Consider the following 25,703-nt stretch of genomic DNA (forward strand, 5'->3'; position numbering starts at 1 on the left):
TGGGACGAGACCGATCGGTCCGGCACGCTCAGCTCTCCATTTGGGAAGCCGCTGCGGTCTCGACTTCGGCTCGTCCCGTCCGGCGGTGGTCAGCCGCTCGTTCCATGGTCTGCGTCACTCTTGCTCCGGAGGCTGAGCTGTGGCTGACTGGCAGCGGCGCCGAGGGGGTGGGCATGGGCAGCTGGGTCGTGATCGCGGAGTACTACAGCAACGTGTACAGGACCGAATTCATCTGCCGTGGGCTGGAAACGAAGGACCAGGCACTGAAGGCACTCCGTGCTGCCCTCCACACGTACGTACCGAGCAAAAATATCGTCGAGAAGCGGCGCCACGTGTACCGCTTCGCCGACCAGGAGTCATACCTGGTGGTGATCAAAGGCAAGCTGACGGTGTGGGAGTGCACCCTGCGCATCGCGGAGCTGGTTTCGGACTCGACCGACCCGGCCGTGGCCAAGCGGGCGCAGATGGACGACGGCGCGGCAGAGGTGGCTGACGGGCCGCAGGACCGGATGCCGCCCGGCTACTGAGCGACAGACCGAACTCCGCTCGGGTCAACTGTTTTCGCGACCCAGCCGGAACTGGCAAGGCGCGTGCCGGTATCTGATCGCCGACCGACTCGACATCTCCGGCGCCCGGTGGCGCCTCGACGGTGCCGAAGCCGTTCTCAAACTCCGGACCGTCCACGGGAACGGCGACTTCGACACCAAACTGGTCTACAAACTGGTCGAGGCCGTGGACGAGAAGAACACGCCGCAAGGCAGGCGCTCGCGCCCGCGTGAGATCGGCATGGGGTCAGGAATGAACCGACGTCAGGCCGCGCATGGACGGAGGGCCACGCACTTCTAGACGGAAGTCATGCGCTCCTGGACGGAAGAGGGATGCCTGACCGCCGACGGTCGCTCTAGCGTCGAGCGGACCGATGACGACCCGGCCCCCAAAGGATCCTCATGCCCGTAATTTGCGCTCCGGCCTGGCTGCCCCGGTCCCTGCCCCGGTTTCGGCACCGCTGGGCGGCCGTGGCCGGCCTGCTGGTGCTGTCCCCGATCAGCGCGGAGTACCTCATCGGCTACGGCGAAAGCACGGGTCGGCCACTGGAGCTGCTGGCGGGCCTGCTCATCCTCGCGCCGCTCTACGGAACCGTCGCAGTGCTCATCCGCGAGATCACTCGGCGCACAGGTCGCGGCTGGCCGACGATCCTCTTGTTGAGCGCGGCCTTCGGGGTGATCCAGGCCGGCTTGATCGACCAGACCCTGTTCGACAATGTGGTCGATGCCGATGGCCCCGACTGGGCCACCCAGGCGCTGGTCACCCTCATCCCGGGCCTGGGGGTCGATGCGGCGCGCTTGCTGAACTATGTCGGGGGGCATGTGATCTGGAGTTTCGCCGCTCCGATCGCGGTGGTCGAATCCTGTGCCCCGCGCATCGCGAACCGGCGGTGGCTGGGCCCGGTCGGAGTCGGCGTCATGGTGCTGCTGTGGGCGCTGAGCGCCGCGCTGGTCCACAACGACACGGCAGCAGCGGACTCCACCGCCGGCCCGGCGCAGCTGATCGGCGCCGTAGTGGTCGCCATCGCCCTGATCGCCGCCGCGTTCACCGTCCGGCCTGCGAGGACCCGGTCGTCTGCGACGGCGCCGTCGTGGTGGCTGGTCGGCGGTGTCACAGGGGTTGCCTGGTGTGCCAGTCAGCTGCTGCCGGCGACCTGGGCGGGGGTGACGGTGAATGTGGTCGTCATGGTCGTACTCGGCTGGCTGCTGCTGCGCTGGTCGCGCCGCCAGGGCTGGGACCGCCGGCACGTACTGGCCGCCGCGGGCAGTGCCCTCGTCGTCCGCGCCGGGCTGTCCTTCCTGGTCGAACCGCTCGGCGACAACGTGGATTTCACGGTGAAGTACGCGGTCAATGCCGCGATGCTCGGTGGTGTCTCCGTCCTTCTCCTCATCGCCGCCCACCGACTGCGTCGACAGGAGCCGAGCGCATGCTGACCGTCCGCGGCATCTCCTACCTGGTCGGCGAGGCGAGCACCGATGACGTGCGGCGGGACATGGAGGTCATCGCCCGGGATCTGCACTGCACCACGGTGATGCTCATCGGGGACGGGAAGCGGTTGACCGATGCCGCCCGCACCGCCCTCGAGACCGGTCTCGGCGTCTACATCCGGCCCAGCGTTCCCGAGCTGCCTCAGCCGAAGCTGCTGGAGCACCTGGACGCCGTCGCCGAGGCGGCCGAAGAACTCCGCCGGGAACACCCGGACCGGGTGACGCTCCTGGTCGGCAGCGAGTTCTCCCACACCGTGCCCGGCATCGTCCCCGGACCCCGGTCGTTCCTGCGCCTGAAGCTCATCGTGCGTTTCCACCGCCTGCTGCGGCGCAGAATCGACCGGCGGCTCCACAGGCTGCTCACCACCGCCGTGACCACCGCGCGGCGCCGCTTCGGCGGGCCGGTCACCTACTCCGCAGCCGGGTGGGAACACGTCGACTGGTCGCTGTTCGACGTGGTCGGCGTCAGCTTCTACCGTTCCGGCCGCAACCGCACCACCTACGCAGACCGCCTGCGTGCCCTGGTTCGCGACCACGACAAGCCCGTCGTCATCACCGAGTTCGGGTGCGGTGCCTTCACGGGAGCCGACCAGCGGGGAGCCGGGTCCTTCTGGATCGTGAACTGGTTCGCCGTACCGCCGCGTATCCGCGGCGACCACTCCCGTGACGAGGCCGTCCAGGCCCGCTACCTCGGTGAACTCATCGACCAGTACGACGCCGAGGGCGTGCACGGCTGCTTCGTGTTCACCTTCGCCATGCCCGACTTCCCGCGTCACGAAGATCCGCGTCTCGACCTCGACAAGGCCGGCTTCGGGATCGTGGCAGTGACCGGCGACGGCGCGTGCAGACCCAAGGAGGCGTTCCACGAGGTCGCGCGGCGCTACGGCGACACAGCCGTGGAGGAATGACCGAGTGAGCGGAGCGGCCAGCATCCAACACCGAACCCCGAACGAGCCACGCAAACACTGCTCCAACGGGACAAGGGCTTCGCCGACGCCCTGCGTCTCGCAGACCGGCCGAGGACGCTCACATGACGGCGCCGTCGACCAGATCGAGGTCGGGCAGGTTCAGTGAGCAGATCCGCGCGGCCTCGTCGGCGGGTAGACCGAAGCGCCGCAGTAGTCCGCGGACGACCAGGTCCGCGGACGACGCGTCGTCTCGTTCGGGCTGCGCGTGCAGCAGCGATCCGAGGGCCAGTTGGGCGCTGACCGTCATCGCGAGGGCCAGGTCCAGATCCTCGACCTCGAATCGCCCTGCCGCCGCCGCGGTGCGGATGTCGCGCAGCGCGCGCGGCGCCAGGCCGCGATCGGAGTGGGCGACTTCAAGGCCGTGGTTGAGCAGAACCCGGCTGAGCTGTGGGTAGCGGCGGTGCAGCCGGCCCGTCATCCGGAAGCTCTGCGCGAACGCGACCGCCGGGTCCTCGATGTCCGCGGTAAGCCGGTCCACGAACCCGCCGAACCACTCCAGCGCGTCCTCTACCGCGAGACGGAACAGGTCCTCTTTGGTCTCGAAGTGGTTGTAGAAGGTGCCGACCCCGACATCGGCGAGCTCGGTGATCTCCAGGACCGCGACGTCGGTCCGCCCCGCAGGGCGCCCGGCCCGGAGAACACCCCGGACGGGCATGGACCCGGCGACCGTCCCGCTGACCTTCTTCCGCAAGACCTCGGGCTCCATCACCGGCCCGTACGACGAGATCGTGAAGCCCGCCCACGTCCGGTTCCTCGACTACGAGAACGAGCTCGGCCTGGTCGTCGGACGCCCCCTGGAAGTCGGCGCCACCGTGATCGCCGCCAACTGGAAGGACCACATCGCCGGCCTGGTCGTCACCAACGACGTCTCGACAGCCGTGCCGCCATGGACGACCTGCTCAAGTCGGAGCAGGTCGCCGGGATCGTGGCCGACCAGCAGACGGTCCTGACGGCCGTCCACGCGTACACCGTGGAACGGAGTGTGCCGGTCATCCGCGTGTGCGGCGGTCCCGCTTCAGCCCGGGGTTCTGCTTGACCAGCGTGCGCAGCAGTACGCGTCGGGGTGTCAGCCGCCCAGCTCCGCGCGCACGCCCTCGCTGTAGATCTGCACGAACGCCTTCGTCCCGGCGTATCCGGCCTGACCCGGCTGCGGGAGGAAGCCGCGGCGACCGTGTCGAACAGCTGCGCCCGCTGCCCGGCATCGGCCACGTCGCAGGCGATGACCTCGACCCGGACGGTGCCGGACAGTTCTTCGGCGAGATCGCGCAGCCGGTCCTCGCGCCGGGCCACCAGCGTGACGTCGTGCCCGCGCCGGGCCAACTCGCGTGCGATGTCGGCACCGATGCCCGACGAGACGCCGGTCACGACTGCGGTGGTGGTCGGCGTCGGCCGCTCGGCCATCGTCTCCCGTGTCACCCGCAGCCGCGACCACGTCTCCCGCTCGGCCTCCAGCCGCGCCGTCAACTCCGTGATCTGCGACTCAAGTTCCTACACCCGCGCCCGGGCAGCCACTTCCCGGGATCCAACTCCTCGAACAATGAGCCAGCGGCACCTCTCTGGCTCAGTGGTCCTAAAACGGCTGATCCTGGCGCATGACGTCGCCAATGACGGAGGCGACGTAGGGAAGGTCCCAGTAGACCGAGTGGGTCCACATACCGGTGCTGGCCTGGTGGCCGACGGGGAGGTCCACGGGAGCGGTGCCGTCGTGCAGACGGAACACCTTGGAAGCGGCGAAAGCCAGAACGTCCAGCGGCTCCCAGAGATTGGTCCAGCGGTTCAGGGAAGCCGGCAGGTGTACAGGCGTGTGTCCGGCGTAGGGAGAGAGTTGCCCTCCTCGGGGATCGCACACATGGAAAAAGGCTGCCTGGGAACCGAACGTGACAAGGGACTCGGTCCACAGAGGCACAGTGGCAGTGGCCATATCGACGGCGATGACACCGCCCAGGCTGTGGGCTGCGACACGCACCGGACGGTCAGGGCTGCGCCCGAGATCGGGGTGTACGTCGTCGATGACCTCGCGTACGCGGGCGTGGACGGCAGCCTGGTGGCGTTGGTAGACGAGCACGTCACCGAGGAAACGCGTGGTGCCGGGCCCGAACCGGCTCCGTACGGCATGGTTCAGCCGCGCGCCCACTGCCTGAACGGCTGCGCCGGCGACACGGTCCAGATCCTTCAACCGACGGCGCACCAGGGAACGGAGACGGCTGTCACCGTCGGCTCCTTGACCACGCAACCCGTAGTACGAGTCCTCCGAGTCGGAGTCAGCCTCATCCAGGAGCGCATGTGCCAGAGCGCGCCCGGTCTCGCCCAGCAGCTGAGCGTCGCTGGTACGAGAGAGCCACTCAGTGTCGGGCCACAGCTCCGCCACGTACTCGAGGATCTGATCCGGATCGAGACGATGACGGCTGCGGTCCCGCAGCCCGTCGTCCTCTCCGTCATCCCATTCGACGAGATGTGTCCGTAGGCTGGCCTCGACCTGCGAAAGCTGCTGGTTTTGGTCGACGGCTTCGGTGAACACCGGAGTGGAGAGGGGGGCGCCCACGACGTGCTCCGGTGCCTCGCTGTCGCGCAATATCTCCGGACCGGTCCGGTAGGCAGGAAGCGCGGCGTCGATGAACTGGTCCTGCGCGCCCAGGTCACCCCAGTGGACCGGAACCATGTCGACGCCGGACGCGGTGGCGAGTGCCGACACTGCCGTGGCGAACTCGTCTCGATCGCGGTTGGCGACGCCATGGATGACGAAGACCGGATCCTTCACGTAGTGACTCCCTCTATGCAGTGGTGTGTGCTGTCGCAGCAGGACTGCCGTACACGGCGTAGGCCAACCACGTCGGATCGCCGCCGTGAAGGTCACGGATCGTCTGCCGGGCCGCGAGAGAAGCCTGGCCGAGTGGCTGGCGCCGGCTGATCAACTGGTCGTAGAAGGCTTCCGCGAACTGCAGAGCTGACCGCGACCGTACGGGCCAGAGAGTGCCAACGAAGGCGCCTGCCCCCGCATTGAGGAACTGAGGTGCCCACCCCAGGCTCTCGCCGAACCAGTCGATCTCCCCAGCACTACGGCAGGCGTTGAAGAACACGAGTGGGCGATGAGGGCGCAGGGTGCGCAGTTGTGCCGCCGACGCCAGGTCGATGGGATCGAAGGGGCCGTCGGCCATCGTCACGCACGAGCCGGCTCCCGTGAAAGCGTTGTGGCAAGCGAAGTGGAGCAGGCCCGCATGTCCGCCCTCGATCAGTGCGGTCAGCGCCGCCCGCTCGGTCAGCACACCGCCGTCGGCTACCTCCTCGCCCAGCCGGGCCCGCAGGGAAGTCACTTCCTCGCTCGCGTCGGCAGGGGAGCCCGGCGGAACGACGAACGCCACGCCCGGCAGGCGCAGGCTGCGGACTCTGTCCTGCCCGAACACCCGGCGCACCACCGGAAGCCACTCGGCCAGGAAACCTCTGTCGTCCCGCCCCTCGTTCAACGGATACAGCAGCTCCCAGGGGACCATGTCGTGTTCCCCCAGGACCGTGAAGGCCGTCACGTGGTCGGCCTCATCCCAGAACTGGCTCTGGACTGCCTGGGGAACCGCAGACGTCCAGAGCTGTACGCCGTGACTGCGCAGGCGGTCTCGCAGCCGCCGCGCATCCCTGTCGCCGCCGTTGTTGTCCGCAGCGGCCCTTGCGGCTCTCCGCAGCTCGGCGTAGATCTGCTCGCTGGCCTTACGGGAGTCGCCGGCGAAGTGAATGATCTCCGGTGGGTGGAAGGTCTCGCCGATCAGTTGGAAGCTGAGCGTGCCGGCTGCCTCGTCCTTCAGCACCTGGAGAGTGACCTCCCCCGGATCGAAGGCCATGGAAGGCAGCGGCACATGGCGCTGAGGACCGTCCCTGGTGACACCGCCGTGCCCGACCGACAGCTGACAGGTCACCTCACCGAGGAAGGTGCCGCCCCGGAAGGCTCGCACGGTCACCCTGTGCAGCCCCGGCATCGGAGCCTTCAGTCGGAACAGCAGCACGTCTGAGTCCCGGCCGGGCATGACGTCCAACTCCTGCTGTAGTTCATCGATGACCACCAGACCGGGAGCATGGATGGTGATCAGGACTCGGGCACCGTCGGGAGGGAGGAATAACGGGCGAAGCGGTTGCACAGCTCGTCCACCCCGCCCGGTACCTCGGACGATCTGTACGTGCAGGGGCACTTCCCGCCCAGGAGACGTTTGCTCGGCCAGTTCCGCGACCAACTGGTGCGGTTCTGCCCAATCACCGGTGGCTGTCATGTCCGTCATAGGGGGACGGGGCGGCGGCGTGACGACGCGCTCGAATGCCGAGGGGCCTGAGCGCACGGCCGCGTCGTCTGGGGGAGGCTCGGGCGATCTGCCGCTCACTTCTTTCGACGGATCCTCACTGGAGTTTTGTGTGTACCAGGCCGGTGGTGTGTGGTTGACGTCGAGCTCGCCTGTGAGTTCAACGGCGCTCTCAGCATCGCGGTGGTCGTCCTCGGCAGGAACGGCCCATGCCGACGGCTGGTTATCCCGGTCTCTGGAAGGGATGGCAGGGGTGCGAGACTTGTTTTTTCTCGGGCGGGTGGACGGCTCGTCGGCCTCGTCAGCTTCTTCCGCCCAGGACCATCCGTCGTCCTCGGCACGTCTGCGTCGACGCGGCCGCTCCTGGGGGGCCGGTGCTGATCCGACGGTGCCTTGGATGGGGTGGCGCCGGTCCGGGTTGAGGAGGTTGAGGACCTGCGCCTCCATGTCGACGGTGGCGAGTTCGCCGCGGACGGCCATGGCGAAGAGCTGGGCGACCCGGTCCTTCTCGTCCTGTCGGCCCTCCTGGCGGATCTTCTCCAGGAAGTCCTTGGCCCCGGCAGGGTCGGCCGCCAGCATGAAGCTGAGCTGCTCCAGCTCCTCGCCGTGCAGCATGCGCCGGAACACTTCTTGCCGCTCCCGGGTCACGGCGGTCTCGACGCCCCGCAGGTTCTTCGCGTGCTCGATGGCGTGGTTGTCCGCTCCCAGGCGGACGTACAGCCGTACACGCAGCCCGAGTTCGGCCCCCAGATCGCTCCAGCGACCGCCGATGCACTCCCGGGTGATGACGCGGTTGGCCTGTTCGGCATCGGTCACCAGGTACGAGCGCGTGACCTCGCCCAGCCGTTCCAGGATCGGGGAGGTGAGCCGCTTGGCGACATCCGTTACCGCCTGGACGGCGACCAGATGGGGATCGTCCACCTTCCACTGGATGTCCACCTCGGCCTTGAAGAAGGCGGTGCTGCCGGCGGCCGGAAGCTCGATGCGTAGGGGCGTCACGAAGGTGCCGACCGCGATCTCGCAGACGGTGACGGGCCGGGCCAGCATCGGCTTGTCGACGTGCCGGACACCGAAGGCGGTGACCACGCTGTAGCCGCCGTTCCGGTAGAACACCACCGACGTTCTCTGGGCACTCACCGGTGGCACACCGCCCGTCGGCGAGTACTCCCGCAGGAGCGGGCCCGTAGGCCCCGCGCCCCCGGCCGCTGCGTCCGCGTCCTCAGCCATACCTTTCCTCCCCGTGCGTCCGCGTCCACTCCGGCAGCGAGACGGTGAGCCACCACAGGGCCGCCTGCGCGTTCGGGGGCGGATACTCCTGATCGCTCATCATTTGGCGTAGCAGCTAGCTCAGCCGCCAGTCCTGCTCCTCGATCGCCGGCGCCGCGAGTCCCGGCCGGGTCCACCGCCTCGGCTCGAAACTGTCGTCCGATTGCCTTCTGTTGGCGACTGCAGGAGGGCGTGCGGCGCCAGACTCTCCAACTTCGCGTCCATCAGCCCCTCTTGCTCACCTGGCTCTCGAAGACAACGGTACTCAGAAGCGGTCCGGTCCGATGGTTTTCGTTGGGTGCGGCTCCTCCTCCGCGGTGAGATCGTCGGTCAGGGCTGGAGTCCGGCGTTGTGCTGGTCGGGCGAGGGATAGAGGCGTTCGCGTTCTCTCGGGGCGTGGGTAGGCCCAGTAGGCCGGGAAGCCGCCGTCGCTGATGACGGCACGGAGGGTCTGCCGGTGATGTCGAGGCGGTCGGCGATCAGGTGGCGGGCTGCTCCAGGCCCATGCGCCCGCGAGGCTTGCCCAGGTCGCATGAGGTCATCCCGGACCAGGCCAGGTGCAGCGGCAGGTCGACGACCCCTTGGGCCGGGCCGTGCAGATCGTCCAGCGATTCCGGCAGACGACGCCGGAACGTTCTCCCGGTACAGCGCGAGATCGCCGACGACCTCGCCGCCTGTTCCGCCCGAAGAAGAGGGATGGGTTGTTGGTCATGACGCTCGGTTGACGCTCTGGGCGCCCCCACGCGAGGCAGTGAGCCGATGAACAGGCTCTGACCTGATCTTGTTCGGGCCTTGTCGAGGTCGACACCTTTCCGATGACGGACAGTTCCACGAGACCGGATCCGGCCGGTACGCCTACACTCGGGCGGCACCGCACGCTTTGTCGACGCCTTCGTCTCGCGCGCGACGGTCAGATCCGCTGACGGGATGACAGGCCCTGGCCCGTTCCGAGATGTTGGGTGTTCCGGGACAGTCCACGACGCGTGTTGGCCGTGGCGTGGGCGCGCAGGGCCCTGAGCAGAGGTCTGTCGTCGTCGGCACGGGTGGCCAGGACGACCCGGCTGGGTTCGGCGCCTTTCAGCGGGACCGTGGTCAGGTCGGGTCGGACCTCCTTGGCCAGGACGCTTGCCGGGGCGAGGGACACGGCCTGGCCGGTGGCGATGAGTTCGAGCTTGTCCTCCATGGCCGTGACGACGGGGCCGGTGGGCGCCCTCCTGCCGTGGGGGCGGGGGTCGACGCACCAGAACGCGTTCCAGTGGTCGTCGGGGAAACGGGGGAGGGGTTCCTCGGCGATGTCGTCGAGCGTGACGTGGTTCCGGTCGGCCAGTCGGTGGCCGACGGGCACCAGCAGCACCCGGGGCTCCTCGTAGAGGATCGTCACGCTCAACCCGTCGGGAGGGAAGGGCAGCCGGCCCAGCACCGCGTCCACCCGGCGTTCCAGCAAGGCCGGCTGGGGCTCGTTCCAGGCGAGGTAGCGGGTGTGTACGTCGGCGTCCGGGTGGCGGCGGCGCAGTTCGCGTACCGCCGGGGTGACGGTGAGGCCGGTGGTGAAGCCGATGGTGACGCGGTGCTGTTCGGCGGCGGCACGGGTCTGGGCCACCGCCTGGGCCGCCGAGCGCAGTAGCGGACTGGCCAACGGGCTTGCACAGAAGGCCGGTTGAGGAACAGCGACGAGGTGGACCGCCTCGCGCGGCACGATCGAGGGCACCCCGGCGTCGGCGTCGTAGCCCTGGCTCAGTTCGTGCTGCCTCCCGCTTCGGCGGACAGTTCCGCCCACTCCTCCCCTTCTCCCCCGTTCGAGGCTGGAGCCACTGGGTGCGAACGTCGCGCGCAGTCCAGGCATCCGAAGTGCTCGTGGTTGATCGAAGGAATCGCGCCCCCCAACCCGGTTACGCGACCGCCGGTCGCGCCCCGCATTCACATCAACTCCTGTCCCGGCGACGGCATCCGCGTCTGGCTCGCCTACCCGGCCACGAATGATCGAGTCATGAACGTCCTCGGCACCCCCCATGCTTTCGGCCAGCCCCCTCACAAGTGTGGGATCGCCTTGTGGGTGAAGGTGGGCGACGTCCCCGGGTTCGCCCAGGAGGCGGTCAGTTCGCTGGAGGGGAAGAACTGGAGGAAGCGGGGGTCGGCCTGGGAGCGGTCGACCAGGGTCTTCTCGACGATCAGCGAGTTGTACTGGTCGGCGGTCGTCTCGAGTGTTGGCGTTGAGGACGACCTCGTGGCCCCAGGTGCGGGCCCAGCGGGCGATGCCCGGCATGCGGGAGTGCTCGGGGGTCAGGCACTCGGCGGCGGTGACGTTCTCGCTGCTCGCCCAGATGCCGGTGGAGGTGTTGAGGACGATGGTCTGGTTGCCGAGCACGTGCCCGGGGTCTCGATCACGGCTACGCCGGGGCCGAGGATCAGGGAACCGTCGACGGGGAGGAAGGCGTCCGGCCGTACGTCCTGGTAGGTCTCCGGCTGGTACCAGGGCTGTTGCAGCGGGTGCAGTTGGGACATGGCCAGCAGTTCGTGGCGCTGCACCATGACCTCGGGGCCGCGGCGTCGGTCCACGACAGGGACTCCGGCACCGTGATCACATGCCGGTGGTCGACCAGGGCGTAGGGGGCGAAGGCGCCCAGGGTGACGCCCATGACCCGGTCGCCGACGGACCTGTGCCGCACGTCGGTGCCGATCGCGTCGACCTCGCCTTGGGCCGGGCTGACCGTCGTGCGGGGCTCCCTCGACGACCGGGCCGTGATGGCGAAGGCCTTCGCCGGCAGCGACGCCGTGATCTCGGCCATCGGGGTCGCCCTGCGCGCGAAGAAGCCCATCGACCTGATGCAGCGCACCCTGCCGGTCGTCACCGCCGCGGCGCAGGACGCCGGTGTCGAGCGGTTCGTGCTCGTCTCAGCGTTCGGTGTCGGGGATACGGCGGCGAAGGCGTCGTTCCTCGGGCGGCTTGTCTACAAGACGGTCGTTGCCGCGATCTTCAAGGACAAGGAGCTCTCGGAGGAGAGCCTTCCCGCGAGCGGTCTGAACTGGACGATCGTCCACCCGGTCAACCTCCAGGAGGCTCCGGCCGCATCCGCCGCCACGGTCAAGCGCCTCGACCGGGTCGCCAAGGTCCCCGGTCTGCCCACCCTTCCGTTCGTGAACGTCGCGCGCGCCCTTGTAGAGATCGCCGACGACCGCGGTCTCGCCGGGCAGCGGGTGCTGGTCACGACCGAGAAGGGGTGGAAGCCGCAGGGGGCACGCGGTCTGCGAGGGGCGTTCGTGGGGCGTTGCGCGCGGCCGGGCACCTGCGGGATCACCGCCATCCTGAAGACGTACGCGTGCGTACCTGGCGAAGCCCCGCCGTCTGGAACCGCGGGGCTTCCCTTGAAGCCGGTGCTGTCCATCTGGTCGATGAAGGCCTGGTCCGTGGCCTGACCCGCTGCGAAGGAGTACGAGGTCGCCGCGTTCTCGGCCTGGGTGTCGATCGCGGCCGTGGTGCCGCCGGCCTGGTTGAAGACCTGTTGCAGCGTGGTCTGGCCCCCCGGCCCGTGCGTAAACCTGGTCCCACAGTTGGAGTGTTCCCGCGTCGCCGCCGACGGCCAGGGTGCGGCCGTCGGGGCTGATGGCGAGGGCGTTGACCGCCTCGGCGGTGCCGCCCAGCGGGGCGGGGAAGACGGTGCGTAGCACACCCGCGCGATGGCGGAGGCTTCCGTCCCACAGGGCGACACGTCCGGTCTGGTCGCCCGCCGCCAGACGGGAGCCGTCGGTGGTGAAGGCCAGGGCGCCGATCTCGTCGCCCTGGACCAGACCGCGTCGGGTGACGGAGCCGGAGGGCAGGCGGGCGGTGTGGTTGTCACCGACGAGCAGTCCGCCGTAGGGACGGACGGCCAGGAGGTTGCCGGCCAGGCCCGGGAGCACGGCGGTCCGGTGGTGGTGCACGGTGTCCCACACTCGTTGCTCAGCTCCCCGAGGGGAAGTGGGGGAGGTGCGGGCCGTGTAGAGGCCGCGGCCGCCCGGCTCCGACGCGATGGAGACCACCGCCGCGTCGGAGCCGGGGGTCGTCAGGTCCAGCGTGGTTTGCGTACGGCCTCGGGTCATGTCCCAGACCGTGCGGAACGGGCTCCTCCATGGGAGAGGAGGATCTCGCGGCTGGTGTCGGAGACCGCCCTCGTGACCCGAGTCTCAGCTTTGTGTCGTTTCCTCTGCGGAACCGTCTTGATCGGAGTAGATCGCTGGGCTTGTGATCTGAGCTGTCGCGGGCCTCCCAAGTCGGCAGTCCATAGGTCTCGCATGCGTCGATGCCGTCGGCGAGGGCCCGCCGGCCTGGACGCGGGCTGCCGGAGCGGAACTCGCGCGGACAAGCCTCCGGGTGTGTGACCCTCTCGACTGCGCGGTGCGGTCGATGAGCTTTCCCGAGTTCCGCTCCGGATGGGTGGATCAGCGCAGTCCGGCGAAGAGATCGTTCTCGGGTACGGCCGCGCCGGTGGCGTCCTGGACACGTACGAAGGTCTCCATGCCCATCAACTCGCCGAACCTCTCCTTGCCCATCTTGAGGAAGAAGATGTTCTCGCCCTGACTGGCGTGCGCGGCCAGTGCGTCGAACTTCTGGCCGCTGAACGCGGTTGTGTCCACCCACGTGGTGATCTCATCGTCGGGGAGGCCGATCTCGGCCATCGCGGCGGCCTCGGCAGGATCCGGCTCCGGCATGTCCGGATGAAACTCGCGCATGATCTCCCCGAACCGCTGCATCCCTGAGCGGGGCATCGTCGTCCAGTACACCTTCGGTGTCAGCGCGGTCATCTCCAGTGCCGCCATCGTGATGCGGTGGGCCTGGATGTGATCGGGGTGGCCGTAGAAGCCGTTCTCGTCGTAGGTGACGACCACATCGGGTCGGTAGTGCCGCATGAGTTCCGCGAGTCGGGCCGCGCCTTCCTCCACGGGGGTCCGCCAGAAGGATCCGGGGGCGTCGTTGTTCGGCCAGCCCATCATCCCGGAGTCGGCATACTCCAGCATCTCCAGATCGCTGACCTTAAGGACGTCACAGCTCGCCTCAAGTTCTTGACGGCGCATCAGGGCGACGGCCGCCGGATCGTGCCCGGGATCGCCTGGCTTGACACCCCCCGGTCCGTCACCGCAACCGCCGTCGGTACACGTCACGAGAACCGTGCGGATGCCTTCCGCCGCGTACCGCGCGAGGACCCCTCCGGTTCCGGTGGCCTCGTCGTCGGGGTGGGCGTGCACTGCCATGAGCGTCAAAGGCCGGTCAGTCATCAAGCAGTCCTCCTGCAGAAATACGTCTTGGTCCGAGTGCGCCGCGGGCATCCCGCGACCTTGGGGCCCGGATCCTGCCGGGGCGGACGACCTTGCGATCTCCGTGTTCCCCGCCGTACGGCGCCGGTCCCTTGATCGATGCAACCGCGCCGGCCGGACCAACTGTTCCCGGCGCGGCCGCTTGGCCTTCCAGGCGTCGGCGTTTCAACGCCAGCGAGGTGCAGGCGCGACCTGCTTGTCTCAGCGCCACGTCGGATTTCGAGAGAGTCTGTCGCCAAGCGGTGAGAACGCACTCTTCCTCAGGAGAGCGATGTCGCTGAGTTTGGGAAGCACCTCGGTGCTTCCTTCGGGACCATGGTTGTGCTCTGCACGATGAAGGGCCCGAGTGTTGCCGAAGTCCAAGGTCGATCTGTACGCGGGGATCCGTCGTGACGCCATGACCACCTCATCACCGGCCTGGCCACGGCACTGAGCACCGGCATCGCCTCGCTACTCGCTGCCGTCTGGGTCTTGCTGCCGCCCGACAAACGTCCTCTGCCATCCGTCGCCTACGACCAACTCCCGCGGCCCCGCAGGCCCCGAGCTGTCGAAGACCGCCGAACGCGAGCCGATGTCCCATCTCCGCTCGGCTTCCTGGCCGAACTCCTCCTGTCCGAGTGCCTGGCGCGTGGGTGTCGCGGCTCTCTGGAGGGCTGCAAACCGCACCCCCGCCGATCGGCGGGGGATGGGCCTGCCATGTGGCTGGACTTTTGCATCGTGAGTAGTGCTTGGTGCTCTGTGAATAGCAGGTAAGACGCAGGTCATAGGGGTGGGGTCAGTTGTGGGGTCAGTTGGGGGGTGTCCCCACCCGTTGTGTCTCAAGCAGGACAGGCCTCCCCCGATCGGGCCTACTGGAGTGAGAGGTGTCGGCTGCGACCCGAACCTCGGGTTGATCTTGATCGCATTCTTTGAATGCGCAGCCCGACCCAGTGATCCGATGCGGCCGGCGGTTGGGGCCGCACTGAGGTGAACGACTCATGCGTTCGTGGATTTGTTACCGGATCACGGCTCATGACTCTGTGGCCTGTGCGTGGCCCGGGTCGGCTGCGCATATGTGTCAGGGTCGCCAGATTGCCGCCGTGACGGGCACCGGTCGGAACGGCTGGGAGGAACTGCCGTGACCTGCAACTCCCCTGACGGAGGTCCCGGGATCTGCCCGGACGATGCAGTCGCCGTCGAGCACCCTGCTGCCACGGGCAACGCTGGGGCCCGTACCGAGGCGGCGCTGGCGGCGGTGCTGGCCGAGGTCCTGCACACCGAGCGCGTGCCGGTGGACGGTCACTTCTTTGCCGATCTCGGCGCCGACTCCCTGGTCATGGCGCACTTCTGCGCCCGCCTCCGCAAACGCGACGACCTTCCCACCGCGTCCATGAAGGACATCTATCAGCACTCCAACATCCGTGACCTGGCGGCCGCACTCAACGGCACCCACCTGGCCCCCGCCCGCGCCGACGCACCATCCGGCACAGCGGTGCAGGCGCCGGCCAAGTCATCGAGCGACATGGAAGCGCCACTGGCCAAGGTGCTGGCCGAGGTCCTGCACACCGAGCGCGTGCCGGTGGACGGTCACTTCTTTGCCGATCTCGGCGCCGACTCCCTGGTCATGGCGCACTTCTGCGCCCGCCTCCGCAAACGCGACGACCTTCCCACCGCGTCCATGAAGGACGTGTACCGTCACTCCACGATCCGTGACCTGGCGGCCGCCCTCTTGCAGACCGACACATCTCCCGCTCCCGTCACGGCTGGTTCTGCGGAACCCGTGCAGAACGTCGAACCGATCGACACCCATTCCGGTCGGCCGTCCGGTACATGGCAGTACGTGCTGTGCGGCGCGGCCCAGTTGTTGACCTATGGCAGCATGTCGTGCCTGGGCGGCCTTGCTTTCGTCCGGGGCTATGCGTGGATCGTCGCCGGTTCCGGCACGGTGGACGTCTACCAGCGGGCGGTCCTGTTCGGGGCGGCGGCCTTCCTGGTCATGTGTGCCTTCCCGATCGCGGCCAAGTGGCTGCTCATCGGCCGCTTCACTCCACGCGGGATCCCGGTGTGGAGTTTCGGCTACCTGCGCTTCTGGTGGGTCAAGACCCTCATCCGGTCCAGCCCGGTCCGGCTCTTCATCGGCTCACCCGTGTACGCGATGTACCTGAAAGCACTGGGCGCGCACATCGGCAAAGGCGTCACGATCCTCACTCGTAACGTTCCGGTCTGCACCGACCTGATTTCCATCGGTGACGGTACGGTCGTCCGCAAGGACGTGTTCTTCTCCGGCTATCGCGCGTACGACGGCTGGATCGAGACAGGGCCGGTGACCCTCGGTGCTGATGTGACCATCGGTGAGCAGTCGGTCGTCGACATACATGTGTCGATGGGTGACGGCGCCCAGCTGGGCCACGCCTCTTCCCTGCACCCGGGACAGACCGTGCCGGCCGGCCAGGCGTGGCACGGCACGCCCGCGCAGCCAACCGACACCGACTTCCGGACTGTCGGCCCGGGGGCCTGCGGCACCCTGCGCAGGGCGCTCTACGGTTCGTGGCAGCTCGTCGGCGTGCTTCTGCTGTATCTGCCGCTGACCGTGGCGGGCGTGAGCATCGTGGTGTCCGCGGTGCCACAGCTCAACGCTGTGGCGACCATCGGATTGGCGGCCTTCGGCAGCTCGGCGTTCTACCTGGAGGCACTTGTCGCTTCCCTGATCGCCTTCTTCGGCGGCCTGCTGATCGGCCTGCTGGCGATCAGGACACTGCCGCGCCTGCTCAATCTCGTGCTCAAGCCGGGCAGGACCTACTCGCTGTACGGCTTCCACTACGGCGTTCAGCGCATGGTCACACGCATCACCAACATCAGGTTCTTTACCACCCTGTTCGGGGACAGCTCAGCGATCGTCCACTATCTGCGGTCCATCGGATACGACCTGTGCCGCGTCGAACAGACGGGGTCGAACTTCGGCTCGCTGGTCAAGCACGACATCCCGTACCTGACTCAGGTCGGCAGCGGAACGATGATCGCCGACGGCCTGTCGGTCATCAACACCGAGTACTCGGCCACCTTCTTCCGCGTCAGCCGAACCACGATCGGGCCACGCAACTTCCTGGGCAACAACATCGTCTATCTCCCACGAGGCCGGACCGGCGACAACTGCCTGCTCGCGACCAAGGCCATGGTCCCCGTCGACGGACCCGTCCGCGAAGGTGTCGGCCTGCTCGGCTCTCCCAGCTTCGAGATACCCCGCACCGTGATGCGCGACCGGCAGTTCGACGACCTGGCCACCGGCGACGAACTGCGCCGCCGCCTGGCCGCCAAGAACAAGCACAACGCGCTCACCGCGATCCTGTTCCTGCTGGTGCGCTGGGTGCACTTCTTCGGGCTCAGTGTCATCGCCATGGCCGCCGTCGACCTCTATCTCACTGTCGGCGCGGGAGTGTTCGCCCTGGCCGGCCTGCTCACACTCGCGTTCACCGTCTGCTACTTCGCGCTGGTCGAACGGATCGTCACGGCAATCCACCCTCTGAAACCGCTGTACTGCTCGATCTACGACCTCTCCTTCTGGCGGCACGAACGCTACTGGAAGCTGTCCTCCCACCGATTCGAACAGATCTTCAACGGTACGCCGTTCAAGACCATGGTCTGGCGCCTGCTGGGGGTCAGAATCGGAGGCCGGGTCTTCGACGACGGCTGCGCGCTGCCCGAGCGGACCCTCGTCACCATCGGGCACGGCAGCACCCTCAACGCCGCCACTGTCATCCAGTGCCACTCGCAGGAGGACGGCGCCTTCAAGTCCGACCGCATCACTCTGGGTGCGAACGTGACCGTCGGCGTCGGCGCCCTCGTCCACTACGGCACCACGGTCGGCGACAACGCAGAACTCACCGCTGACGCCTTCCTGATGAAGGGCGAGGAAGTGCCCCCTCGGGAGCAGTGGGGCGGGAACCCCTCGCGGGAGACGGGTGTCGTATCTGCACGGCGGAGCGATCGGCAACTGACTGATGGGGGGAGCGGAGCCAAGGAGTCTGTCCGAGTTCCATCCCGCCATGCGGTGACCTGAACTGCCCGCAACTCCTCGGCGGGCGCTTGTACTTCACCCTGCCGATGGGCGGCGAGACGCGTGGGCGCGTAGAGAGCCACCCTCCACAACCCGCGAAACGGATGGGCACAGCACCTCGCTGTGCCCATCCGTTTTGGTGTTTCAGCCCCGAACGGAGCGCAGCTGCACACGCTCAGGGCGGCAGCCCTCCAGGACGCTTACTCAGAGCCAATCTCGTCGCTTGAAAATGACGTACAAACTGGTACAAACAACCGCCATCAGGGCGATCGCAAAGGGGTATCCGAACACCCAGTGCAACTCCGGCATGTGCTCGAAGTTCATCCCGTAGATCGTCCCGACCAGCGTCGGAGCGAACAGAATCGCCGCCCATGACGAGATCCGTTTGATCTCCTCGTTCTGCTCGAACCCCGCCTCCGCCAGCGCCCGCATCTCCGCGTTCTGCTGCTGCGTGACCAGCGTCGCGTTGACCGTGAGGATCTCGGTGAGAGCCTGGCGGAAGCCGTCGACGCGCTCGCTGGTGTGGGTGACGTGGTCGGCCACGTCGCGGAGGTAGCGCTGGAGTTCCTCGTCCGTGCCGTATTTGGAGAAGCCGGCCATCAGGCCGTGCAGCATGCCGACCAGCGGGCGGGTGGCGCGCTGGAATTCGACCATTTCCCGGGAGAGTTCGTAGATACGGCGGGAGACCTCGGGGTCGCCGCGGAAGACCTCGGTCTCGATCTCGTCGATGTCGATCTGGACGCCTGACACCACCGGTTCGTAGCCGTCGACCACCGCGTCCAGTATCGCGTAGAGCACCGCTTCCGGGCCGAGCTTGAGCAGCTCCGGCGTCTCCTCCATGCGTCGGCGCACCGCCGACAGATCGGGGGCCGCGCCATGGCGGACCGTGATCACGAAGTCGGGGCCGACGAACACGTGCAGTTCACCGAAGTCGACCTCCTCGGGTGCGTCCAGGTAGCGGGCCGCTCGCAGGACCACGAAGAGCGTGTCGCCGTAGCGCTCCAGCTTGGGTCGCTGGTGTGCCTCCATCGCGTCCTCGACCGAGAGGGGATGCAGGTCGAACTCCGCGGCCAGGGAGAGAAGCTCCGCCTCCGTGGGGCGGGCCAGCCCGATCCACGCCATGCCGGACGGCTGGTCGCGCAGCTCGCGGTAGGTCTCGGCGAGGGTGGCGGGCGACGACACACGCACGCCGTCCCGGTACAGCGCCGCCTGCACGACGCTCGGCACTTCGGGGGAGTCGGGAGCGGTGGAATCCTCCGAAGGCGCCTGCTCCGGTGGCTTCGGTGGCTGCGGCGGGGTGGCGGCTCTGCGCCAGACGGACTTCATGGGGTTCTTCGAGGCGGGGCGTGTGCGTCGCTCGGACATCTCGGCTGCCTCCCGGTCGAGACGACGAGTGTGTGTGCGTGGTCTCGGAGCAAGATGTGCTTGATCTCGGAGCAGGATATACGGGGCGAATGGCATGGGCGGGGCGAGGCGATCCCGGCTTCCGTGAGAGTTTCCGTGAGGGTTGCGGACAGAAGGTGTCCGCAAGCCTCGCTAGCGTGCCCGGTATGACGAAGCGCAGCGCCAAGAAGACGACGGCCGCAGCGGGCCCCGTGCTCAGCACCCGCGCCCTCAATCGCGCCACCCTCGACCGGCAGCTCCTGCTGCGCCGCTCCCCGCTGTCCGCCCCGGCGGCCGTGGAGCATCTGGTCGGCCTCCAGGCCCAGGAGGTCAAGCCGCCGTACTACGCGCTCGCCGCGCGCCTGGACGGCTTCAGGCCCGAGGAGCTGTCCGGGCTGCTGGCCGACCGCGCTGCCGTGCGCATCGTCACCATGCGCTCGACGATCCACCTGCACACCGCCGACGACAGTCTCACCCTGCGCCCGCTGGTGCAGCCCGCCCGGGACCGCGAGATCAACTACTTCCGCGAGGGCCTCGTCGGCGTCGATCTGGACCGGCTCGCCGTACTCGCCCGCGACCTCGTCGAGGCCGAGCCGCGCACGATGAAGCAGCTCCGTGAGGCCCTCGGCGGTGAGTGGCCGGACGCCGACCCGCAGTCCCTGGCCGTCGCCGCCCGCTGCAAGCTCCCCCTCGTCCAGGTCACCCCGCGCGGAATGTGGGGCCGCAGCGCCCAGGTCTCCCTCACCACCGCCGAGCACTGGCTGGGCCGCCCCGCCGAGCCGGCCGCTTCCGCCGACGCCACGGTCCTGCGCTATCTGGCCGCCTTCGGGCCCGCCTCGGTGAAGGACATGCAGACCTGGTCCGGGCTGACCCGGATGCGCGACGCCTTCGAGCGGCTCCGCCCCGAGCTCGTCACCTTCCGGGACGGCAACGGCGTCGAACTCTTCGACCTCCCCGACGCCCCGCGCCCGGACCCGGAGACCCCGGCGCCGCCCCGCTTCCTGCCCGAGTTCGACAACCTTCTGCTCTCCCATGCCGACCGCACCCGGGTGATCCCGCCCGCGAACCACGGCCGCACCTGGCAGGCGAACACCGTCTACTGCCCGCTCCTGGTAGACGGCTTCCTCGCGGGAGTGTGGCGGATCCTCGGCGAGGACCTCGTCATCGAGGAGTTCACGAAGCTCACCCAGGCCCAGCGCGGGGAGGTGACCGAGGAGGCGGAGCGCGTGCTGAAGGTCATGCACCCGGAGACGCCGTACGACATCCGGTTCGGGACCGTCATCCCCTAGGGTCTGCCGTCGGCACGCCCGGCCCCGCCCCCGTCGTCATTCCGCCCGCCCCGTCACCGCGACCGTCACCCCGAGCCCGATCATCGTGCACCCGCCCGCTCCGCCTATCAGCGACAGCCGGCGGTCGGAGCCGGCGAACCAGGTGCGGGCCGCCGACGCGGTCAGGCCCCACAGGGTGTCGGTGACCAGGCCGATGGTGATCGGGACCAGGCCCAGCAGGAGCATCTGCAGGGCGACATGGCCCGCCGAGGGGTCCACGAACTGGGGGAGTACGGCGGCGAAGAACACCACGCCCTTGGGGTTGGTGACACCGACGAGGGCGCCGTCGAGGACCGTCCGCAGATCGCCGCGTGACGGTCCCGTCGGCTGAGCCTGTATCGCGGCCGCCTTCAGCTCCTTGCGGTGGCGGAACGCCTGCACGCCCAGGTAGACCAGATAGGCCGCGCCGGCCAGCTTCACCGTCAGATAGATCGCCACGGACCGCTCCACCAGGGAACCGATGCCCACCGCGACGGCGATCACGAGCAGATACGAGCCGAGGACATTGCCGAGGGCGGTCGCCACGGCGGTGCGGCGGCCGTGTGCCAGGGCGCGGCCGATGACGAACAGGACGCTCGGTCCCGGAATCACGATGACCAACAGCGACATCGCCGCGAAGGCCAGCAACCGGTCTGCGGACACCATGCCCATCACCTCCATCCGGCACCCATTCAAACAGGACCCACCGACAACGGGCATGGATACGGACATGTATGCGGGTTTACGAGGCGATCGGACATACGGGTATACGGGGCGTCGGACATGGATAGGGGGCGTTGCGGGCCGCTCGTGGAGGCCCGCAACGCCCCCTGGTCTTTCACCTGAGGTGTGCTCAGGAGACCTTCTGGGCGCCGTTCCCGGCTACGACTCGACCTGTTCGGTCACCTCGTCCGAGAAGGTGGTCAGCCGGGTGTAGACACCCGGGTAACCGGCCTGGGCGCAGCCCTCACCCCAGGAAACTATCCCTGCCAGGACGCCCCCGATGAGCAGGGGACCGCCGCTGTCGCCCTGGCAGGTGTCAACGCCGCCGGAGGAGTATCCGGCGCAGATCATGTCGGACTGGATGAAGTCCGAACCGTACGAGCTGCCGCAGCTGGAGTCGGAGACGGTCGGCACGGTCGCCGTCCGCAGCTGGTTGGAGGAGCTGCCGCCCGAGGAGGTGGTGCCCCAGCCCACGATGCGCGCGGTGGTGCCGGCCGCGTACACACCGGTGTCCGAGGAGTCGACGTAGGAGGCCGTCGTGTACGGCATCGAGGTCGAGAGGGTCAGCACGGCCACGTCGTTGCCGTTGGTGGCGTCCGTGTAGTCCGGGTGGATCCAGATGTCGCTGACCCGGCTGACCGTGCCGTTCGTGCCGTTGCGGTAGGTGCGGCCGCCGACGACCCGGACGCTGCTGGTGGTCTCGTCGACCATACAGTGCGCCGCGGTGACGACCTTGGTCGCGGAGACGAGCGTGCCACCGCAGAACTGGCTCTGCGAGGCGTCCGTGATCTGCATGACGTACGGGTATGCGGACGCCGTGGTCGTCGTGCCGCCCACGATGCGCGTGGACGCGGCCTCAGCGGTGGGGGCGCTGAGCAGGGCGGCCGCGGCGGCGGCCACGGTCGCCGTGACGACGGCGGTGTTTCTGGCACGGGTGAGCCCGAACATGAGTCTCCTCATTGGGGGTTGCCGGTGGGGGGTCGCGCGGGTGTGGGGGGTTGAGCACGAGGGCCGCGGGACCGGCCTCCGTGTGCCCGGCGAGCGGCACATCCACAAGGTAGGTCCCGGAAGTTCCCCTTCCCAATGAGGGAACCCCCTAAGGGAGTTGGGCAGGGAAAACCCTCGGTCGTGCCGGATAAACCCGCGCAGGCCGACAAGGACGGGTGAACTCAGGTCGTACGGCGCCTCGAACGCGCGGCGCCTCGAACGAGCGCCGCCCGGCGCCCGGACTCAGGTCGTACGACGTCCCGCCGCGAGTCTGACGATGTCGACCCGCGATCGGATCCCCAACTTGCGATAGACCCGGGTAAGTGTCGCTTCGACCGTTTTGACGCTGATGAACAGACGTCCGGCGATCTCCCGGTTGGTCGCGCCCTCCATGACGAGCGCGGCGACCTGACGCTCCATCGAGGCGAGGCCGTCCAGCCCCTCCAGGCCGTCCGGCGCGGCGACGGGGGCGGGCGCAGGCTCCGCGGGGCGCGCCTCGGAAGCGGCCTCGACCGCCGCTGCGACCCGCCGCAGCCAGGGCAGTGCCCGGCAGCGGCGGAACAGCCGGGCCGCCTCGTCGTACGACGTCGGGCCGGGAGCGCCGGTGCGCAGTTGGGCGAGGGCGAAGGCGGCCCTGGCCTCCTCCAAGCCGTAGCCCAGCTTGCCGAGCCGGTCCTGTGCCGACGTCAACTGGGCCATGGCGGCGTCCTGTTCGCCCCGTGCCGCGCGGATCAGCGCCTCGGCGCGGTCGAGGACGGCCAGCACGCTCTCCCGGTTCAGCCGCAACGCGTGCTCGCGCGTGACGCCGATGAGGTCCTGCGCCTCCGCGAACTCCCCGCTGCGCACCAAGGCCTCGGCGAGGTCGCCGTGCCAGCGGCCGCGCGCCGGGTCGGTGATGCCGAGGCCCTGCTCGACCTCGCGCACCCGGCGCAGCGAACGGACCGCCGCCTGTGTGTCCCCCGCCACCAGCTGGGCGTGGCCGAGGGCGGCCAGGGCACGGGAGACGTACATCTGGTCGCCGTCCTCCTCGGCGTGCTCCACCGCTTCCCGCGCCAGCGCGAGGGCCCGGTCCACCTCCCCGCCCGCGGCCTCCGCGAGCGAGGTCAGCACCGCGGAGGCCACCTCGCCGATCCCGGTGTCGCGGGCCAGCCGCAGGCTCTCGCGGGCCAGGTCGAGGGCGCGTCCGCAGTGGCCGGAGTGCAGCTCGGTCTCGGCGACCCCGCGCAGGAAGTGCACCTCGCTCTCCACCCACCCGTGCCGGCGCACCTCACGCAGCAGCGCGGTGACCGCCGCCCGCGCCTCGGGCAGCTGGTCGCTCATGATCAGCCAGCGGAAGCGGGAGTACCCGGCCCCGTTGTGATGGCACGCCACCCTCGGGTCCTGAGGCTCCTCCAGCGCACGCCGGATCGTCGCGGGGGCGTCCGGGTGGCCCATGAGCGTCTCGATCTGGGCCCGGAAGGCGAGCGCCATGAGTTCCGTGTACCGGTCGCCCGCCCGCGCGGCCAGCTCCGCCGAGTACGCGGCCTCCTCCCGGGCCTCGTCGAAGTCGCCCTTCACGAGCAGGGCGCGCCACGTCAGTTGGTAGTGGACCAGGGCGAGCAGCTGCGGGTCGTCGCCGGCGTCGGCGAGCGCCTGCGGGAAGATCGCGTCGACCTCGTTCATCGCATGGCCCGCCGTGTCGATCACGGCGATCCAGGCCCGCACCCGTTCCGCCGGCACGGTGGTGCGGGCGAGCACCTCGCGGGCGATGTCCCGGGCGAGGTCAAGCTCGCCGGCGGTGATGGCGTCCTCGACGGCCTGCAACCGCAGGGCCTCCGGGCTGGGACCTGTCGTTCGGGCCGGCCCGGAGTCGTGGGGGGCGGTGCGCTCTCCCTCGGCGGGGGCATCCCCGGCCGCGTTGTCGTCGGTCGCCGGCTTCCCCCCGGCTTCACGGCGCTGTTCCTCGCCGTCGGCCTGATCCGAAGGGCGGACCCTGTGTGCACCGTCCGCCGGGGTGTGCCGGGCGGCGAGCAGGCAGAGCTGCGCGGCGACCGACGGTGCTCCCCGGTCCCGGGCCAGGGTGGCGGCCTCGGCGAGGCTGGCGGCGACCTCGGGGTCGGTGCCGGTGGTCGCGAGGGCCAGGTGCCGGGCGCGTTCGATGGGGTCGGAGGCGGCTGTGGACAGCGCGGCGTGCGCGGCGCGGCGCTCCTGCGCGGGCGCCTCCGCGTACAGCGCGGCGGAGATCATCGGGTGCGCGAACCGTACGGCGGGCCCCTCGGGCTCGGTCGCCAGCAGCCCCAGCCCGGCGGCCTGGGCGGTCTCGGCCTCGGCGTTGTCACGGCCGGCCGCGTGCAGCAGGGCCAGCGTGGGGCGGGCGCCGGCGCTCGCGACCAGGAGGGTGCGGCGGGCCTCCTCCGACAGCATCTCCAGACGGTTCAGCACCAGGGCGCGCAGCGAGGTGGGCACCGGCAGAGGTTCGCCGGGGCGGGGCGGGGTGGGGTTCTCGGCGAGGGCGCGGCCCAGTTCGAGGGCGAACAGGGCGTTGCCGCCGCTGGTGCGGTGGATGTCCCGGACCGTGGAGCGGGGCAGGCCGGTGAAGCCGCGGTGGTCGAGGAGGGTGGACATCTGGGCGCGGGACAGCGGGCCCAGCCGTACGGCGAGGGTGTCCGGCGGGGACGCGCGTAGATGGCGGTCGTACTCCTGGCCCTCTGTCCGGACCGCGAAGAGCATCCGCACCGGGGTGTCCCCGAGACGGCGGGCGGCGAAGCCGAGGAGTTCGGCGCTGGCCGGGTCGAGCCACTGGAGGTCGTCGGCGACGACGAGGACGGGGCCGTTGTCGGCGAGGGCACGCAGGGCGGACAGCACGGCCAGGCGCAGGGCGAGGCCGTCGCGCTGGAGGGTGGACTCGCCGCGGCCGGTGAGTGCCGATTCCAGGGCGGTGAGCTGGGCGGCGGGGAGCCGGTCGGACACCTCGTCCAGGACCAGCCCGAGGAGGTCGGCCAGGGCGAGGAAGGGGAGGTGGGATTCGGACTCCGTGGGCGAGCAGCGCAACACGGTACGTGCCGTCCGGCCGCATTCCGTGGCCAATGCCCGCAGGATCGTCGACTTCCCAATTCCGGCAGGCCCGTGAAGCAGCACGCTGCCGCCCCGCCCGAGCTGCTCACGCGCCGCGCTGACCAGCTCCTCCCTGCCGATGACCTGGTCGGGGCGGCAGCTGGCAGGCTCCTTGAAGTCCCGTCGCACGGTCACCGCTCCCCTCCGTGTGTCGTGTTCGGGCCAATATTAGGCAACGGATCTTTGAAATTCGGACCGAAGGCATGGTGAGGCAAATAACAACCGGGGAGCATGGGGAAATTCAAGTCTCGGGTGAATGAATGAGAGGCGTCCGAGCGGGCCGGCCGGAGGGCGGGCGACCTGCGGCCCCGCGCATCGGCGGTCGTACGGCCCCTGCCGCT

General features: G+C 69.1%; 18 protein-coding genes and 2 pseudogenes. 9 read left to right on the forward strand and 11 right to left on the reverse strand.

Annotated elements, in window-relative coordinates; translation table 11 throughout:
• Nucleotides 1-173: 173 nt before the first annotated feature.
• The 4 genes and pseudogenes from BLU79_RS11220 to BLU79_RS11230 all read left to right on the forward strand — a co-directional run bounded on the left by BLU79_RS11220 (nucleotide 174) and on the right by BLU79_RS11230 (nucleotide 2,941).
• Entirely contained in the window at nucleotides 174-527 is a 354-nt protein-coding gene (locus BLU79_RS11220; protein WP_093905551.1) for a hypothetical protein, read from the forward strand.
• Nucleotides 528-582: 55 nt separating this feature from the next.
• A pseudogene (locus BLU79_RS49910) lies at nucleotides 583-846 on the forward strand (hypothetical protein); the annotation flags it as partial.
• A 101-nt stretch (nucleotides 847-947) separates the two neighbouring features.
• Nucleotides 948-1,979, forward strand: a complete 1,032-nt coding sequence (locus BLU79_RS11225; protein ID WP_143052484.1) for a hypothetical protein — start codon at nucleotides 948-950, stop codon at nucleotides 1,977-1,979.
• On the forward strand, nucleotides 1,973-2,941 hold the full coding sequence (locus BLU79_RS11230) for a glycoside hydrolase family 113 (protein WP_093905553.1): 969 nt from the start codon (nucleotides 1,973-1,975) through the stop codon (nucleotides 2,939-2,941). The genes BLU79_RS11225 and BLU79_RS11230 overlap by 7 nt, the downstream gene beginning before the upstream one ends.
• A 118-nt stretch (nucleotides 2,942-3,059) precedes the next feature.
• On the opposite strand, the gene BLU79_RS11235 is transcribed toward BLU79_RS11230, so the two are convergent.
• Nucleotides 3,060-3,656, reverse strand: coding sequence for a TetR/AcrR family transcriptional regulator (locus BLU79_RS11235; RefSeq protein ID WP_256333257.1), 597 nt, complete (start codon nucleotides 3,654-3,656; stop codon nucleotides 3,060-3,062).
• Here BLU79_RS11235 and BLU79_RS11240 point away from each other — a divergent pair.
• The gene (locus BLU79_RS11240; RefSeq protein WP_371131843.1) at nucleotides 3,655-3,951 is read left to right on the forward strand and encodes a fumarylacetoacetate hydrolase family protein; all 297 of its coding nucleotides are present in this window, start codon (nucleotides 3,655-3,657) and stop codon (nucleotides 3,949-3,951) included. The genes BLU79_RS11235 and BLU79_RS11240 overlap by 2 nt on opposite strands.
• On the opposite strand, the gene BLU79_RS48585 is transcribed toward BLU79_RS11240, so the two are convergent.
• From BLU79_RS48585 to BLU79_RS11265, 4 genes are all read right to left on the reverse strand, one after another.
• Nucleotides 3,857-4,402: an SDR family NAD(P)-dependent oxidoreductase gene (locus tag BLU79_RS48585; RefSeq protein ID WP_218137768.1), complete on the reverse strand. Its 546-nt coding sequence runs from the start codon at nucleotides 4,400-4,402 to the stop codon at nucleotides 3,857-3,859. The two genes, BLU79_RS11240 and BLU79_RS48585, sit on opposite strands and share 95 nt — an antisense overlap.
• Nucleotides 4,403-4,571: 169 nt before the next feature.
• Entirely contained in the window at nucleotides 4,572-5,759 is a 1,188-nt protein-coding gene (locus BLU79_RS11250; protein ID WP_093905555.1) for a hypothetical protein, read from the reverse strand.
• A gap of 13 nt (nucleotides 5,760-5,772) precedes the next feature.
• On the reverse strand, nucleotides 5,773-8,508 hold the full coding sequence (locus BLU79_RS11255) for an SCO5717 family growth-regulating ATPase (protein WP_093905556.1): 2,736 nt from the start codon (nucleotides 8,506-8,508) through the stop codon (nucleotides 5,773-5,775).
• A gap of 949 nt (nucleotides 8,509-9,457) precedes the next feature.
• Entirely contained in the window at nucleotides 9,458-10,324 is an 867-nt protein-coding gene (locus BLU79_RS11265; protein ID WP_256333258.1) for a LysR family substrate-binding domain-containing protein, read from the reverse strand.
• Between the two features lie 210 nt (nucleotides 10,325-10,534).
• Between BLU79_RS11265 and BLU79_RS48155 the strand changes: the two genes are divergently transcribed.
• Together BLU79_RS48155 and BLU79_RS11275 are read left to right on the forward strand one after the other, a co-directional pair.
• A complete protein-coding gene (locus tag BLU79_RS48155; RefSeq protein WP_177000981.1) occupies nucleotides 10,535-11,002 on the forward strand; it encodes a hypothetical protein in 468 nt (155 codons plus the stop codon).
• A 179-nt stretch (nucleotides 11,003-11,181) separates the two neighbouring features.
• Nucleotides 11,182-11,961, forward strand: a complete 780-nt coding sequence (locus BLU79_RS11275) for an NAD(P)-dependent oxidoreductase (RefSeq protein WP_093905559.1) — start codon at nucleotides 11,182-11,184, stop codon at nucleotides 11,959-11,961.
• 138 nt (nucleotides 11,962-12,099) lie between these two features.
• On the opposite strand, the pseudogene BLU79_RS47380 reads toward BLU79_RS11275, so the two are convergent.
• Nucleotides 12,100-12,624: pseudogene (locus BLU79_RS47380) on the reverse strand (WD40 repeat domain-containing protein); the annotation flags it as partial.
• 339 nt (nucleotides 12,625-12,963) lie between these two features.
• Nucleotides 12,964-13,797, reverse strand: coding sequence for a PIG-L family deacetylase (locus BLU79_RS11285; protein ID WP_093905561.1), 834 nt, complete (start codon nucleotides 13,795-13,797; stop codon nucleotides 12,964-12,966).
• Nucleotides 13,798-14,953: 1,156 nt separating this feature from the next.
• Here BLU79_RS11285 and BLU79_RS11295 point away from each other — a divergent pair.
• On the forward strand, nucleotides 14,954-17,872 hold the full coding sequence (locus BLU79_RS11295; RefSeq protein WP_371131844.1) for a Pls/PosA family non-ribosomal peptide synthetase: 2,919 nt from the start codon (nucleotides 14,954-14,956) through the stop codon (nucleotides 17,870-17,872).
• Nucleotides 17,873-18,073: 201 nt separating this feature from the next.
• On the opposite strand, the gene BLU79_RS11300 is transcribed toward BLU79_RS11295, so the two are convergent.
• On the reverse strand, nucleotides 18,074-19,234 hold the full coding sequence (locus BLU79_RS11300; protein ID WP_093905563.1) for a magnesium and cobalt transport protein CorA: 1,161 nt from the start codon (nucleotides 19,232-19,234) through the stop codon (nucleotides 18,074-18,076).
• A gap of 185 nt (nucleotides 19,235-19,419) precedes the next feature.
• Between BLU79_RS11300 and BLU79_RS11305 the strand changes: the two genes are divergently transcribed.
• Nucleotides 19,420-20,541, forward strand: a complete 1,122-nt coding sequence (locus BLU79_RS11305) for a winged helix DNA-binding domain-containing protein (protein ID WP_093905564.1) — start codon at nucleotides 19,420-19,422, stop codon at nucleotides 20,539-20,541.
• A gap of 36 nt (nucleotides 20,542-20,577) precedes the next feature.
• Here BLU79_RS11305 and BLU79_RS11310 read toward each other — a convergent pair whose 3' ends face one another.
• The 3 genes from BLU79_RS11310 to BLU79_RS11320 all read right to left on the reverse strand — a co-directional run bounded on the left by BLU79_RS11310 (nucleotide 20,578) and on the right by BLU79_RS11320 (nucleotide 25,497).
• On the reverse strand, nucleotides 20,578-21,225 hold the full coding sequence (locus tag BLU79_RS11310; protein ID WP_093906012.1) for a LysE family translocator: 648 nt from the start codon (nucleotides 21,223-21,225) through the stop codon (nucleotides 20,578-20,580).
• A 216-nt stretch (nucleotides 21,226-21,441) separates the two neighbouring features.
• Nucleotides 21,442-22,230 carry a S1 family peptidase gene (locus BLU79_RS11315; RefSeq protein WP_093905565.1) on the reverse strand — a complete coding sequence of 263 codons (789 nt, stop codon included), beginning with the start codon at nucleotides 22,228-22,230 and terminating at the stop codon, nucleotides 21,442-21,444.
• A gap of 282 nt (nucleotides 22,231-22,512) precedes the next feature.
• Nucleotides 22,513-25,497: a helix-turn-helix transcriptional regulator gene (locus tag BLU79_RS11320; protein ID WP_093905566.1), complete on the reverse strand. Its 2,985-nt coding sequence runs from the start codon at nucleotides 25,495-25,497 to the stop codon at nucleotides 22,513-22,515.
• Between the last annotated feature and the right edge of the window lie 206 nt (nucleotides 25,498-25,703).

The sequence above is a fragment of the Streptomyces sp. cf386 genome (genome assembly GCF_900103585.1).
Taxonomy (GTDB): domain Bacteria; phylum Actinomycetota; class Actinomycetes; order Streptomycetales; family Streptomycetaceae; genus Streptomyces.

What these genes read in the sequence shown, in the direction of transcription:
- BLU79_RS11230 (WP_093905553.1), top strand. Translation starts at nt 1,973, where the DNA reads ATGCTGACCGTCCGCGGCATCTCCTACCTGGTCGGCGAGGCGAGCACC.
- BLU79_RS48585 (WP_218137768.1), bottom strand. Translation starts at nt 4,402, where the DNA reads ATGGCCGAGCGGCCGACGCCGACCACCACCGCAGTCGTGACCGGCGTC.
- BLU79_RS11305 (WP_093905564.1), top strand. Translation starts at nt 19,420, where the DNA reads ATGACGAAGCGCAGCGCCAAGAAGACGACGGCCGCAGCGGGCCCCGTG.
- BLU79_RS11220 (WP_093905551.1), top strand. Translation starts at nt 174, where the DNA reads ATGGGCAGCTGGGTCGTGATCGCGGAGTACTACAGCAACGTGTACAGG.
- BLU79_RS48155 (WP_177000981.1), top strand. Translation starts at nt 10,535, where the DNA reads ATGAACGTCCTCGGCACCCCCCATGCTTTCGGCCAGCCCCCTCACAAG.
- BLU79_RS11225 (WP_143052484.1), top strand. Translation starts at nt 948, where the DNA reads ATGCCCGTAATTTGCGCTCCGGCCTGGCTGCCCCGGTCCCTGCCCCGG.
- BLU79_RS11315 (WP_093905565.1), bottom strand. Translation starts at nt 22,230, where the DNA reads ATGTTCGGGCTCACCCGTGCCAGAAACACCGCCGTCGTCACGGCGACC.
- BLU79_RS11240 (WP_371131843.1), top strand. Translation starts at nt 3,655, where the DNA reads ATGGACCCGGCGACCGTCCCGCTGACCTTCTTCCGCAAGACCTCGGGC.
- BLU79_RS11235 (WP_256333257.1), bottom strand. Translation starts at nt 3,656, where the DNA reads ATGCCCGTCCGGGGTGTTCTCCGGGCCGGGCGCCCTGCGGGGCGGACC.
- BLU79_RS11275 (WP_093905559.1), top strand. Translation starts at nt 11,182, where the DNA reads ATGACCCGGTCGCCGACGGACCTGTGCCGCACGTCGGTGCCGATCGCG.
- BLU79_RS11285 (WP_093905561.1), bottom strand. Translation starts at nt 13,797, where the DNA reads ATGACTGACCGGCCTTTGACGCTCATGGCAGTGCACGCCCACCCCGAC.
- BLU79_RS11310 (WP_093906012.1), bottom strand. Translation starts at nt 21,225, where the DNA reads ATGGTGTCCGCAGACCGGTTGCTGGCCTTCGCGGCGATGTCGCTGTTG.
- BLU79_RS11255 (WP_093905556.1), bottom strand. Translation starts at nt 8,508, where the DNA reads ATGGCTGAGGACGCGGACGCAGCGGCCGGGGGCGCGGGGCCTACGGGC.
- BLU79_RS11300 (WP_093905563.1), bottom strand. Translation starts at nt 19,234, where the DNA reads ATGTCCGAGCGACGCACACGCCCCGCCTCGAAGAACCCCATGAAGTCC.